The 12,479-nt window shown below is 69.2% G+C and carries 15 protein-coding genes; 5 read left to right on the top strand and 10 right to left on the bottom strand.

Translation table 11 applies throughout. The features are described 5' to 3' along the window. Nucleotides 1–74 precede the first annotated feature (74 nt). Nucleotides 75–317 carry a hypothetical protein gene (locus OWM54_RS23680; RefSeq protein WP_223783860.1) on the bottom strand — a complete coding sequence of 81 codons (243 nt, stop codon included), beginning with the start codon at nucleotides 315–317 and terminating at the stop codon, nucleotides 75–77. Next, nucleotides 314–937 (bottom strand): hypothetical protein, encoded by a 624-nt coding sequence (locus tag OWM54_RS23675; protein ID WP_267698950.1) that lies wholly within the window; start codon nucleotides 935–937, stop codon nucleotides 314–316. The genes OWM54_RS23680 and OWM54_RS23675 overlap by 4 nt, the downstream gene beginning before the upstream one ends. Nucleotides 938–1,138: 201 nt before the next feature. On the opposite strand from OWM54_RS23675, the gene OWM54_RS23670 reads away from it, so the two are divergent. The 3 genes from OWM54_RS23670 (at nucleotide 1,139) to OWM54_RS23660 (ending at nucleotide 3,749) form a co-directional block, all read left to right on the top strand. Next, nucleotides 1,139–2,638, top strand: a complete 1,500-nt coding sequence (locus OWM54_RS23670; RefSeq protein WP_074958174.1) for an HAD-IG family 5'-nucleotidase — start codon at nucleotides 1,139–1,141, stop codon at nucleotides 2,636–2,638. Between the two features lie 160 nt (nucleotides 2,639–2,798). Next, on the top strand, nucleotides 2,799–3,257 hold the full coding sequence (locus tag OWM54_RS23665) for a hypothetical protein (RefSeq protein ID WP_223751222.1): 459 nt from the start codon (nucleotides 2,799–2,801) through the stop codon (nucleotides 3,255–3,257). A gap of 192 nt (nucleotides 3,258–3,449) precedes the next feature. Further along, a complete protein-coding gene (locus tag OWM54_RS23660) occupies nucleotides 3,450–3,749 on the top strand; it encodes a hypothetical protein (protein ID WP_194869461.1) in 300 nt (99 codons plus the stop codon). Nucleotides 3,750–3,824: 75 nt separating this feature from the next. On the opposite strand, the gene OWM54_RS23655 is transcribed toward OWM54_RS23660, so the two are convergent. Continuing rightward, nucleotides 3,825–4,517: a DUF1361 domain-containing protein gene (locus OWM54_RS23655; RefSeq protein ID WP_267698949.1), complete on the bottom strand. Its 693-nt coding sequence runs from the start codon at nucleotides 4,515–4,517 to the stop codon at nucleotides 3,825–3,827. A 261-nt stretch (nucleotides 4,518–4,778) separates the two neighbouring features. Here OWM54_RS23655 and OWM54_RS23650 point away from each other — a divergent pair, with 261 nt between their 5' ends. Next, complete coding sequence (locus OWM54_RS23650; RefSeq protein WP_267698948.1) at nucleotides 4,779–5,078, top strand: hypothetical protein; 300 nt, start codon at nucleotides 4,779–4,781, stop codon at nucleotides 5,076–5,078. Nucleotides 5,079–5,368: 290 nt separating this feature from the next. On the opposite strand, the gene OWM54_RS23645 is transcribed toward OWM54_RS23650, so the two are convergent. The 4 genes from OWM54_RS23645 to OWM54_RS23630 all read right to left on the bottom strand — a co-directional run bounded on the left by OWM54_RS23645 (nucleotide 5,369) and on the right by OWM54_RS23630 (nucleotide 10,000). Next, a complete protein-coding gene (locus OWM54_RS23645; RefSeq protein WP_267698947.1) occupies nucleotides 5,369–6,490 on the bottom strand; it encodes a hypothetical protein in 1,122 nt (373 codons plus the stop codon). Nucleotides 6,491–6,616: 126 nt separating this feature from the next. After that, on the bottom strand, nucleotides 6,617–7,672 hold the full coding sequence (locus tag OWM54_RS23640; protein WP_223751226.1) for a DNA gyrase subunit B: 1,056 nt from the start codon (nucleotides 7,670–7,672) through the stop codon (nucleotides 6,617–6,619). 55 nt (nucleotides 7,673–7,727) lie between these two features. Beyond that, complete coding sequence (locus OWM54_RS23635; RefSeq protein ID WP_223751227.1) at nucleotides 7,728–8,807, bottom strand: DNA gyrase subunit B; 1,080 nt, start codon at nucleotides 8,805–8,807, stop codon at nucleotides 7,728–7,730. 155 nt (nucleotides 8,808–8,962) lie between these two features. After that, the gene (locus OWM54_RS23630; RefSeq protein WP_267698946.1) at nucleotides 8,963–10,000 is read right to left on the bottom strand and encodes a S1 family peptidase; all 1,038 of its coding nucleotides are present in this window, start codon (nucleotides 9,998–10,000) and stop codon (nucleotides 8,963–8,965) included. A 222-nt stretch (nucleotides 10,001–10,222) separates the two neighbouring features. Between OWM54_RS23630 and OWM54_RS23625 the strand changes: the two genes are divergently transcribed. Then, nucleotides 10,223–10,648 (top strand): DUF4265 domain-containing protein, encoded by a 426-nt coding sequence (locus OWM54_RS23625; RefSeq protein WP_141331634.1) that lies wholly within the window; start codon nucleotides 10,223–10,225, stop codon nucleotides 10,646–10,648. A gap of 10 nt (nucleotides 10,649–10,658) precedes the next feature. On the opposite strand, the gene OWM54_RS23620 is transcribed toward OWM54_RS23625, so the two are convergent. Genes OWM54_RS23620 through OWM54_RS23610 form a run of 3 tightly spaced genes read right to left on the bottom strand, consistent with a single transcriptional unit; the run spans nucleotide 10,659 to nucleotide 12,479 of the window. Continuing rightward, nucleotides 10,659–11,198 (bottom strand): hypothetical protein, encoded by a 540-nt coding sequence (locus tag OWM54_RS23620; protein WP_267698945.1) that lies wholly within the window; start codon nucleotides 11,196–11,198, stop codon nucleotides 10,659–10,661. A gap of 12 nt (nucleotides 11,199–11,210) precedes the next feature. Next, nucleotides 11,211–11,588, bottom strand: a complete 378-nt coding sequence (locus tag OWM54_RS23615) for a hypothetical protein (protein ID WP_267698944.1) — start codon at nucleotides 11,586–11,588, stop codon at nucleotides 11,211–11,213. A gap of 3 nt (nucleotides 11,589–11,591) precedes the next feature. After that, entirely contained in the window at nucleotides 11,592–12,479 is an 888-nt protein-coding gene (locus OWM54_RS23610) for a hypothetical protein (protein ID WP_267698943.1), read from the bottom strand.

Below are 12,479 nucleotides of genomic sequence, written 5' to 3'. Positions count from 1 at the left end.
CCCTCCCCATGGCCACACGCCAACCTGCGCATCACCCAACAGGGGTCCATCACCCGCGCGCGCGAGGGGAACGTTCACCCGGGCGCGTCGTAGGACCTGCCCCCGAAGGACGGCCGCGCCATGATGTCCCGGGCCAGCCTGTCACTATACGCGGGGCCCTCACGGCCGAAGGCCCGTGCCTCCTCGGCCGTCAGGCGCACGCGCACCGCCGTCATCGCGACGCCGCCCACGACGACCTCGATGACCAGGCCCCCGCCCTCCTCGCGAAGCACGCGGTAGAGCAAGGGGCTCTGGTGGATGACGTGCTCGGCGCTCACGGCACCTCGGTCACGACGGCCTGGGACACTGGCGCGTTGATGATCATGACCTCCGGCAACCCGCCCGACGTGTAGCCGCCGAACTTGAAGCAGTCCGTGTCCTGCTCCGACTGGCACTTCCACGCGCCCGGGTCGCTGTCCACCGGCAGCCGCACGCACGGCGCCGCCGCGCGCAAATCCAACGTCATCATGCGAAGCGGACCCTCGAAGTTCTTCGCCGGCAGCCCCAGCGCCTGCCCCAGCACCGCCGGGTCATGCGTCCCGCCCGACGACGCCTTCTTCACCGCGTCCCGGATGACCGACGACGGCGCCGCGAACAGGTAGCAGCCGCTGTCGTCACAGCGCCCGAAGTTCGTCGCCCCCGTCTGCACCACGTACTGCTGATACTGCGTATCCTTCATCAGCCACGACACCGAGCCCTCCGGGAAGTTCTTCGCCAGGTGCTGCTCGATGCCGTACGGCGACGCCCGCTGGTCCGCCTCCCGGGAGAGCTCCGACTGCCGCTCGTCACAGCTCAGCGCCACCGGCGTCGACGGCTCCGGCGTGACGGCGGGCGCCGAGTGCCTGCACCCCACCATGAACAGCGCGCTCACCAACAGACCGCGAATCATCCAGGCCATGCACGGACCTCGCTTCAGGGGGTTGAGAGGTCGACCAAACTAGTCAAGGAAGTCACGCTCCCTCCCTGGCCCCCGGGGGCGAGTGCCGTGCATCCGACACGCCTGGGAATGGGGCCAACGCCACCCGGCGGTGCGAGGCAGCGGACGGGCCCGCACAGAGGCATCGACTTTTGCCTCGGGACGGGGCAATCCAAGCCTCCTATGCGCTCGCAACCTGCTGGTCCCCCGCCCGAGCGGGGCCTGTTCTGCAACCGCACCCTCAACCTGCGCGCCATCAAGGCCGTGGGCTACGACATGGACTACACGCTCATCCACTACCGGGTGGAGGCGTGGGAGCGCCGCGCGTACGAGCACATCCGGGACCGGCTCGTCGCGCAGGGCTGGCCCGTGGGTGACCTCCAGTTCGACCCGGCGCTCGCCATCCGCGGCCTTATCATCGACACCGAGAAGGGCAACCTGCTCAAGGCCAACCGCTTCGGGTTCGTGAAGAAGGCGCTGCACGGCACGCGCACCCTGGACTTCATCACCCAGCGGGACGAGTACTCGCACGTCGTCATCGACCTGCACGAGCGGCGGTGGGTGTTCCTCAACACGCTCTTCTCCCTGTCGGAGGCGTGCCTCTACGCGCAGCTGGTGGACCGGCTGGACGCGGGGCAATTGCCCGGCCCCATGGGCTACGCGGACCTCTACGAGCACGTGCGCAAGAACCTGGACGCCACGCACATGCAGGGCCGGCTCAAGGCGGAAATCATCGCGGACCCGGAGCGCTACGTCATCGACGACCCGGAGACGCCGCTGGCGCTTTTGGACCAGCGCAACGCGGGCAAGAAGCTGCTGCTCATCACCAACAGCGAGTGGGCCTACACCGAGCCCATGATGCACTTCGCCTTCGACAAGCACCTGCCCGCCGGCATGACGTGGCGGCAGCTGTTCGACGTGGTCATCGTCTCCGCGCGCAAGCCGGAGTTCTTCACCACGCGCTCGGCGCTGTTCGAGGTGGTGGAGACCAACGGCGAGGCGCTCCTGCGTCCGCACTCGGGGCCGTTCAAGGAGGGCAAGCCGTACTTCGGCGGCAGCGCCGTGGAGCTCGAGCGCCACCTGGGCATCAGCGGCGACGAGGTCCTCTACGTGGGCGACCACATGTTCGGCGACGTGCACGTGTCCAAGAGCGCGCTGCGCTGGCGCACGGCGCTCATCCTCCGCGAGTTGGAGGACGAGGTGCGCGCCATTGCGTCGTTCCGCCCCACCGAGGCCCGGCTCGCCGAGCGCATGGTCCTCAAGGAGCGCCTGGAGTGGGACAGCTGCCAGCTGCGGCTGGAGCTGCAGCGCCGCCGCGGTGACTACGGCCCGCGCACGGACTCGCCCACCGAGCAGGAGCTGGTGGCGAAGCTGGGCACGCTGCGCGAGGAGCTGGAGGCGCTGGACGCGGAGCTGGGCCCCATGGCCCGCGCCGCCACCGAGCTGTCCAACCCCATCTGGGGCCTGCTCACCCGCGCCGGCAACGACAAGAGCCACCTGGCCCGCCAGGTGGAGCGCTACGCGGACATCTACACGTCGCGCGTCTCCAACTTCCTGTTCGCCACGCCCTTCGTCTACCTGCGAAGCCCCCGAGGCAGCCTGCCGCACGACCCGAGCCTCCCCGGCGGCACCCCCGTCTTCCCCGCCACCGACAGCGGCGGGGGCATGGCCGACGCCGAGTAGCCCCACGGCCCACCAGGCCTCCCCGAGCTCGCCTGGCTGCTCTCGGGGAGGCCCAAGTGCGCGGACTCACTGGATTTTCGTTCAGTAGGGTTTGCGTGAGGGCAGGCAGGCATCTCCCCTCTGAAAGGGCGTGTCAGACCCCTCCGCTATGAGTTGTCGGGTGAGCCGATCAACCCAGGACAGCTCTTCGTCGTCGCGTGTGCTCGAGCAGCGCAACCTGCTCGGGGGGATGGACCTCATGCCCGTGCTCGGCCGGGGTGGGCGCAAGCGCGCCCGTCGTTTCCACGTCGCCTCCGAGAAGCGGCTGGGCTTCGCCGCGGCGCTGGCGCTGGTGGTGGAGCATGGCCGCCAGAAGGCCAAGGAGATTGGCGTCACGTCGCTGAGCCGCTGCCCGCGGTGCGACCACGTGGGCCCCACGGAGCAGGACTTCGGCTTCCGCGTGATGCGCGGCGAGCGCCGGCCCCAGTCCTGGTGCCGCGGCTGCCGGGGCCAGCACCTGGAGCCCAGCGAGTCGACCCAGACGAACACCGCCTCGCACAGCGAGGAGGGCTGGCTGTTCCCGCCCGAGACGACCACGAGCACGCGGCCTCCCCGGCGCGGCAAGCGCTCGTCGACGTAAAGCGCGGCATCCTCTTTCCGCCGAGGGCAGCGGGCCCCACGGCTCCGGGTCGACCCCGTGGCCGGGCCCTCTCCCTCGGGGGAGCCCTCGCGGGCGGCCAGGCGGGCGTCACGGGTGGGGCCCTTGAGCCCCTGGCCTCCGGGTTGGACAAGCCGTGGAGCCGTCCTTACCTCTCCAGGGAAGGAGGGCGACATGGCGGTCCGGACCAAGATGGCGGGAGTGAAGAACAAGCGGCGGGTGGCCTCGGCCGGCGAGGCGCAGGCCAGCGTGCAGGCGTCCAAGGGCCGCAAGACGTTGCCCCGGGACGAGGCGGCGGCGCTCAGGCGGACGAAGACGCTGGCGCGGGTGACGCTGGGCCCGGCGGCCGAGGAGCACGCGCCCAAGAGCAACCGGCGGCGCACCTCGCTCAACGGGCGCAAGAAGGCGCCCAGCGAGATGAACGTGAAGCACCGGGGTGGTCCGCGCAAACGCTCGCGCATCCACGGCGGCTGAAGCGCCGCTTCCAAAGGCCCTCTCATCGACACGCCGTCCGCGCTCCCTGGCCGGAGCGTGGGCGGTGTTCGTGTTTCAGGGGGTGGCGCGCTGGCGTCGCAGCCGGAGGACGAGCGCCTCGAAGGCGACGTAGGACACGGGCAGCACCAGGGCGAAGAAGACGGTGAGGTGGGGCAGGTACGGGAAGGCCCAGGGGTCTTTCAGGTGGGCGGCGATTGAGGCGAACAGGCGCCCGGGGTCCGCGAGCACGTCCCAGCTGTTCCACCGCTCCACGCGGCCCAGGTAGATGCCATAGCCGCACAAGAGTGAGGTGACGCCGACGAAGGCCCACGCCGTGCGACGGCCGTGGCGCTCCTCCAGCCACTGCTTCCAGACCTCCAGGGACAGCAGGCCCAGCATCCACCCGGTGGCGGCGAACAGGGCCAGTAGGGCGGCGTCGAACCAGAGCGGGACGACGGGCCGCTGGTGCAGGTGGATGAAGTCGGTGAGGAGGTAGGGCGCGTTGGGGAACAGCGCGAGCCACCCCAGGGCGAGCGGCGCCAGCACCCAGCCCCTGCCGTGACCCCGCACCATGAGCACCCGCGCGAGCAGGGCCAGGACATAGGGGACCCAGGCGAGGAACAGGTTCCAGGTGAGGAAGGCGAAGCTGGCGCGCTCGCTCCAGTCGAGGCGGAAGGCCAGCAGCCCCACCGCCAGGACGCTGCACAGCGTGGCGGGGACGAGGCCGTGGTGACGCGACACGGTGAACAGGGTCATGGCCGAGGACATGGGTGTGTGGCCCGTGGACCACGCCACGGTGGGGTCTGCGTTGGAGCCCCGAGTGTAGAGCAAGGGGTGGGCCAGCTCCGTGTGTGGTCCTGGGTCCACACGGGTGGGGTTCGCAAGTCGGGGGGCCCTGGGGTTGCACTGATGGAGCGTGGGGATGGCCCGTGCTCCGGCGCGCGAGGGAGATGGGTGAAGGGTCCCTGCCGGAATCGCAGTCCTCGTGCAGAAGTCGCAGTGTCCCCGTGGGTCCCCGAGGTCCTTACGATGAAGCGCCTCCTCCTGTTGCCCCTGTTGATGCTGTGCGCCTGCGGTGCCGTGCGGATGTCCAACGCGGCGCTCTCGTCGTCCACGGAGGGCTCGCACGAGTCCACCCTGCCCACCTGCACGGGCGAGCCGGACTCGTCGCTGTGCATGCAGAGCTTCGGCTCCTGCGGGCATGTGACGGCCGTCGATTCATGCGGCCAACACCGCTCGGTGTACTGCGGCACGTGCCCCTCGCCCAACATCTGCGCCGCCATCTGCATCCCGCCGGAGACGTGTGGCCCCTCGGGCACCTGTGGGTGAGGGGTGGGCCGTCAGGGACGGTGACGCGTCACCGTCCCTCTGCTTCGAGCGCGCCCGTTCGAGAAGGTCCTACACGCTCCTCAAGACGGTTCAACTCCGTCCACCTCCACTTCCATGGGGGTGACGCCGCGGGTGCGGCACCTGATTCGTAATCAGAGATTCCGGCTTCCTCACTCGGGCGCGCTCATTCTTCTTCCTCGTGATGGTGGCTCCCCGGTTCTGCTCCGACCGGGTGCGGGCTCACTCGGGGTCGACTGGCTTCATCGGAAGACACAGCTCTCCATCGCTCTTCAGGGTTCGTTCCCTCCAGCGCGTTCGCATCCCGCGAACCTGAACAACGTGGCCTCCAGCTTCGGGTCCTCGGTGAGCGCGCACGTCACCCAGTCCTCGACGAGCCGCGCGACGGGAGCCTCGACCTCGGGCGGGGCGAACACATGCTTGCTGGGGTTGCCCAGGATGTCCGGCGCGATGCGTAGGTCGAGCACCCCCGTGAGGTGTTCGAGCAATGCCCCGTCCGAGAAGGTCTGCGCATCGCGCTCACGGCCGAGGCGCCGCAGGCGTGCGACGAACGCCCTGCGCATCCCCACGAGGAATCCCCGGTGGTGCGGTCCGCCCACCAGACAGCGCTGGAGGTTCACCCAGGACGACAGACCTCGGCTCAGACGATGTCTCCAGCCGAGCGCGACCCGGAGCCGCACATCCTCCACCTGTCCCTCGAAGGTCCAGGGCTCCTGGATGAACGAAGTGTCCGCCAGCTCGGCGCACAGGTCAGCGAGTCCGCGCTCACGGAAGAAGCGCGCCTCGGTGCCCGTGGCCTCGTCCCTCAGCGTCCAGGACACGCCGGCATGGAAGGCGGACATCGCATGGACGCGCTCCTGGAGCCCGCTCCAGGAGAAGCGAACGGTGGAGGTGAAGAGCGATTCATCCGGGGTGCAGGTGATGTGCACTCCGGAGTCCGTGCCGGAGGCCTCGCTCGGCACGAACGGGAGGATGCCCTCCTCGGCAACGCCTTCCCGATAGCGACGCCGCCACGTCTGCCCCTTCGACCACGCGACGACATCGAGCCGTGAGCAGAGGACGTTGATGGCACCGAGATACACCTCCGATTCCCGGCAGTGGATGCCCGAGGGGGTGCCGAGCACGGCGGGGACCGCCCTCGATCTGGACGCGAACGCGTCGACCGTGAACCAGGGCTCGAGGCTCTCGAGGGGCGCGGTCCAGGGGAGCAGCGGCCACGGCGAACCGTCGAAGGAGACCCGGCAGGCACCGTCCGCGAGCAGGTCCACGCAGATGGCTCGCACGCGCCCCGCCCTGCCCGCGTTGAACCCGAGCACCAGGAGGTGCTCCAGGAACATGCTCAGCCCGAACTCGTCCCGGTTTCCGACATACATCCCGGGCCGCCGACGAATCATTCGGCGGAGATCATCCGGTGTGAACTCGTGGTCCATGAAGGAGTCCTCGATACGCTCCAAGCTCTTCACAACCCGGCCGTGAGCCAGGGAGGTGGGAGCCCGGAGTCATGCGTGAAGAGGTGGGGTTCAGCGAGAGCGAAGGCCCGCGACCTTCAGTACGAACTCCTCCAGCTTCGGGTCCTCGGCGAGCGCCTGCTCCACCCGCTGAGCGACAAGCTGGGTGACGGTGGACTGGACCTCCGCGCTGGCGCGTCGCTCTCGGGTCATCAGGTACCAGTCCGTCTTCTCCACCTGGATGTGGAGCACGGCGGTGAGGTGTTCGAACAAGGCCGTGGCATCGAAGCGCCGGGCCCGCGCCGAGACACCTCGCCGCGCCAGGCGCGCGGAGATGGCCTCACGCATCCCCTGACGGAATCCGACCCGATGAGGCCCGGCATCGTTGCGTGCGAAGAGGTTCGCCCACGCCACCACTCCCCGACCCGGGCCCTCCGTCCAGACGAGCGCGAGCTGTAGGGAGGTCTTCCCCACCTTCGCCTGGAAGCACAGAGGGTTCTGGGAGCCGAGTGGAGACGGAGCGAGGTCCCGACACAGATCCGCGAGCCCCTCCTCCCGGAGGAACCGGGCCTCGGTGCCAGTGGCCTCGTCTCGCAGCGTCCAGGTGACGCCGGAATGAAACGCGGACAGCGCCTCGATGCGCTCACGCAGGCGAGGCACATCGAAGCAAGGAGGCGGTTCGAACAGGGAAGCATCCGGCGTGAAGGTGATGCACAGCCCGGACTTCGAGGTTCGTGGAGCGGTGTCATCCGAGTGCCCTTGCTCGACGAGCCCTTCACGGTAACGGCGACACCAGGTGTCCTCCTCGGTCCAGACGATGACGTCCAGCGGGGAGGAGAACGCACAGAGCATCCCCAGGTCCACGAAGGGTGACTGCCAGAGCCCCCCGGAGGGAGTGCCCGGCGGAGGCTCTCCGTCCTTGTCCGTGAGGACGTCCTGTGGGGTGAGCCACGTCTCGAGCTGGGCGACCGAGGTGCCACAGGAGAGCTTCCACGGCCAGAGGCCGACGTGGAAGCGGCAGGAGCCGTCCGCGCGCAGTGAGACGGAGAGCTCCTGTGCACCGCCATCCCTGGCCGCGATGAACCCCAGCGTCAGGAGGAAATCGACGAGCGAGCTCCGGCCACGCATTCCGGTGTCGCCGACGTACATCCCCGGCCGTCGTCGAATCCAGCCGCCAAATGAGTCAGGGTCGGAGTGCATTCGAGGGGGCTCCTGACAGCGCCAGGACCCGGGCCTCCACCTGGGAGTCCTGGGCAAGCGCAGCCTCCACCCAGGTCGCGACCAGTTGGGCCACGCCCTCTTTCAATTCGGGATTGGCGAGCTGGGCCCGGGTGGGTCCCTTCCAGACGGGCTCGGGCAAGCCGAGGCTGAGCACCGCCGTGAGGTGGGCAACCAGGGCCTCCTCGGGGAACGCCCAGGCCTCCTGGCTGGAACCTCGTGCCTTCATCCTGGAGCGCAGCGCCTTGCGCAGACCTTGATGGAATCCCTGGTGGTGGGTTCCACCCTCGTAACAGCGATGGATGTTCGCCCAGGACCGCACTCCAGCCCCCTCGAAGGCCCCCCACTGGAGAGCGAGGCCCACCTGGGTCGACCCCACCTGCCCCTCGAAGCTCCACGGCGGCGATAGAAGCCCTCGGGAGTCCACGAGCTCGTCGCACAGGTCCGCGAGCCCTCGCGTCCGCCGGAAGCAGCTCTCACGGCCCACGAGGGCATCTCGCAGGCGCCAGGTGACGCCTGGGAGCATGGCCGACAGGATCTGGACCCGCTCCAGGATGTGCTGGGAGCGCATGCGAGAACCGGGCTCGAAGATGGAGGCATCCGGGGTGAACGTGATGCACAGCCCCTGCTCCGCGTGGCGCGGAGAGGGCGCATCCATCAGGCTCCTGGAGGACTCCGGCTCCGCGAGCCCTTCGCGGTAGCAGCGCCGCCAATGGTGGGCCCCCTCCCACGCGATGACGTCCAGACGGGACGCGAGCGCATTGACCAGTCCCAGTTCCACGTAGGGGGGCAGGGAGATGACGCCTCGGGGCAAGCCCAGCGGAGGTGGCGTGCTCCAGTCGATGCCCTCGAAAGACAACCAGCGTTCGAGGCTCGACAGCGCCGACTCCCGGGACCCGGCGGGCCAGGGCCAGTGGTCGAAGGTGACGCGACAGGCGCCATCCGCCAGCAACTCCACGGAGATGTCCCTCACACCCCCGTTCCGCGCCCCGAGGAACCCCAGCAACAGCAGGACTTCGACGAGCTGCCCCAGGCCGAATTCCATGGTGTCGCCAACGTACATTGCTGGCCGCCGGCGGATGGCCCGCCGCAATTCCTCTCCGCTGTTTTGCACCTCCAGACAATATCAGACACGCGGCTCGGGACCGAGCTTCTTCGCTCGAAAAGTGGGGCTTCCGCCGAATGAACCCCGAGAGAAAATCAGCGCCGCCGCTTGACTCCCGCGAGCAGCAGGACCCAGAAAATCGCGAGCCCGGAAGTGGTCGAACAGCCGCCTCCGGAAGGCTCTCGCGGTGACTCGGGTTCGGGGTCCGGTGGCGGAACACAGGGCGTGAAGCAGCGACAGGCGACCGTTCCTTCCGGCTCCAGCCGCGCACAGAGACCACCAACCCCACAGGCCGTGTCCTCCGTGCAGGTGGCTCCGAAGTCGCCCTCTCGGAGCGCGGGCAGCAGGCACCGGCCCCCAGTCCCCTCCGTGACGACGCACGTGAGCCCGGAAGGGCACTGGGCGTCGTTCTCACAGTCCTCCAGGCACAGGGCCTCCGGAGAGAGCGTCGTGCTTTGCGCAGGCGCTGGCAGCGCGAGGAAGGGCTCGATGAAGTCGACCATCAACGCGTCCACTCGCACGTTGACCGCCTCCTCCCGACAGGCGACGTCACCGCTCACCGTGATGCCCACGAGCACGTCCCGCCCCGTGTCGTCACGGGCGAACACCGGCCCGCCACTGTCTCCCACGCAGCTCATGCCTGGTGCCGGTCCCGCCCGGAAGGACGCGGGCTCGACGTCCGTCACCCGCAGGGTCCCCTGGCGTCGTTGACCCGAGGGCTCATCCACATCCTTCGTGTCTCCATAGCCCACCGCGCGCACCAACTCGCCGGTCATCGGGACGACGTCACTCGACGGCAACTGCGCGGCAGTCACATGCACCGGGCTCGCGAACCGCAGCAGCGCCACGTCGTACGCATGGGTCTTCGACTCATACCGCGGATGGACGACCGCGCGAGCCACCCGCACGAAGCGCCCCTCCTCACTCGGCCTCGGCAGCAACTCCCGGCCGAGGAAGACCTCGTGCGACCCCTCGGGCCCGAACAGGTCCAGACAGTGCGCCGCCGTGAGCACGACGTCCGGCGCGATGAGGACACCCGAGCACAGCAACAACGGCGACGGCTCACTGCACCGCGTACGACGCGCGAGCAGCGCCACCGTGGCCACATCCTCGGGAGCATCCGTGCCCCCCACAATCGGCCACGCCGCCTGGGACGAGGAAGCCGGCTCTCGTGCTGCCTCCTCCCCGACAGGGGAACACCCTGTGAACAGCGCGCAAAGCGTGAGCACGAGGAGCCACACACCCCGAGCCCACTCGCTCCAAGAGCCACTGCGACTCCGCCCACTCGAGTAGAATGGGTTCATGCCGCCGGCTCGCGCTCGAACCACGGCCACGGTCTGTCCGGACACCCCACGATGAGCCCTCACAGGAAGGTCGTCTTCTACTGCACGGACTCCGATGGGAACCCGGACGTCGAGTCGATGTGGACCATCCCGCGGGCTGATGGCTACGAGTTGGACAACATCCCGTTCATCACGCGGGGCTACGCCTGCGGCGACGTCGTCTCCGCCGAGCCCGAGGCCGATGGCATGCTTCGGTGCACCGGGCTCGTTCGAGCCAGCGGACACAGCACCGTCCAGCTCCTGGTTACACATCCCAGCGACATCCCCAGAATCCGCGAGGAGCTGAAGCGACGCGGGTGCGACACGGAGTTCGGACATGGCCTGCTCGCCATCGACATCCCACCCGAGGTCCCCTACGCCTCGTTGAAGGACTACTTCGAGGAGGGCCATCGCACGGGTGTCTTCGACTACCAGGAAGCCTGCCTCGGTTTCCGGTAGCCACATCACCTCACTGCCGCAAGGCCTCCGCCGCGGCCTCCGTGCTCAGCGCCTGGATCTCCTCCCCCAGGCTCACCAGCCGGCCACGGTGACGCTGGATGAGCATCTCCGTCTGCCGCACCCGCTCCAGGTCCCCGCGCGACTCCGCCAGCTCCCGCTCGCGCTCCAGCCGCTCCACGTCACGCCCCAACACCGACGCGATGTGCTTCGTCTTCTCCAACTTCCACTGCGCCGTCTGCGGCTGCTCCGGGACAATCTCGTCGTTCTGCTGCGGCGGCGGGTTCGCCACCTCCGGCTCCGGCGCCACATCCCCCGGCCCCAGCGCCACCACCGTCGCCGGAGGCGTCGCCTCCCCAGCCGGCACCACGGGCTCGGGATGGGCCCCCTCCACCGCGCGCGCCTCGGGCGACGACGGGAGGGGCACCGGCACCAGCTCGGCCTGCTCGACGCCCCGCGACACCGGGGCCGTCCCCTGCCCCATCAGCCCCACCCCCACGGCCACGACGAGCACCACCGCCGCCGCCAGCATCAGTCGGTATCGAGTCTTCATCGCCCGCCTTCTTCAGAATCGCACGCGCCAGCCGCCGCCCTGCCGCTCCACGCGGAGCAGCCACGGCTCCTTGCCCACATTCCCATCCCTCGCCACCCGTGCCCGCACCAGCACCACGTCCGCATCCCGGCCGTCCAGCTTCGACTCCACAATACCCACCAGCATCAACCCGTGCGCATGCATCTCCGACACCGCCTCCTCGCACGGCCGCATGCCCCCTCCCGTGGCCAGCATCGGCCCCAGCACCGCGCAGTCCCCCGAGGGCAACGCCTCGAAGAAGCGCGTCACCGTCGCCTCCGCCGCCTCCGTCTTCGAGGCGGCTGACGTACACGCGAGCAGGGCCAGCGTGGCCCCGCCCACCCACACACCCACGTCACGACCCGAACGCATGGCTCAGTAGCAGTTCGAGGCGAACAGCTCGTCGTCTGCCGCGGACACGAACTGGTCGTCACACCACGCGCTCGCCAGCATGTGGCCGTTGCGCACGCAGCCGTCGTGGTTCGTCGCATCCAGCGTGTACTGCGTGTCCCCCCCACAGCCCCCACCACACCGGCCGAAGCAGTTGCCCATCACCTTCGGGCGCGACCAGTGGTCCGGCTCGCCGCACAGCCACGTGCTCCCGCTCAGGTAGAACTCATCCCCGCTGCACGACGTGTGGTCGCCCAGCTGGGCGATCTGCTGGTTGCCCGCGAAGCTGAACCCACCCTTGTTGCAGTCGTGCTTCGCGTACGAATACCAGTTGTACACACCCCCGCAGCTCCCCGTGAACTTGCCGTTGCAGCGCGCATAGCTGCACAACATCGTGTAGCCACGCCCCTGCTCGCCCATCACCGTGCGCTGGAGCTCCACCGTGGAGGGATGCTGCGCCCACAGGCCCACCGCGCGCCGCAGGTACATCGCCTCCGGCGCGGCCGCGTCACCCGCGGGCAGCTCGGCGCTCAGCGCGTCGTAGAGCGACTTGAGCAGCTCCCGGTCCGCGTCCGTCAGCTGCGTGTCCGCCGCGCCCTCGTCCGCGAAGCCATCCATCGTCGACACGCCGCTGGCCGGGTCCAACAACCCCGCGAGCGTCATCCCGCGCAGCCGCACCTCCAACCGGTAGACCCCCGGCTCCACCTCGAGCGCCTGGAACGACACCGCGCCACCTTCCTTCACGAAGGTGCCTCGCGTGTCTCCCGTCTCGGCGGCCAGCGACAGGCCCTCCTGCTTCACCTGCGAACTCCCGCTCGCACCACCACAGGCCCACAGCATCAACGTCGCGACCGCACAGAGCACCTTGCGCAT

The organism is Myxococcus sp. MISCRS1 (assembly GCF_026626605.1).
Taxonomy (GTDB): Bacteria; Myxococcota; Myxococcia; order Myxococcales; family Myxococcaceae; genus Myxococcus; species Myxococcus fulvus.
Note: the sequence above shows the minus strand (reverse complement) of the source record. Positions and strands in the feature narration are given on the sequence as shown.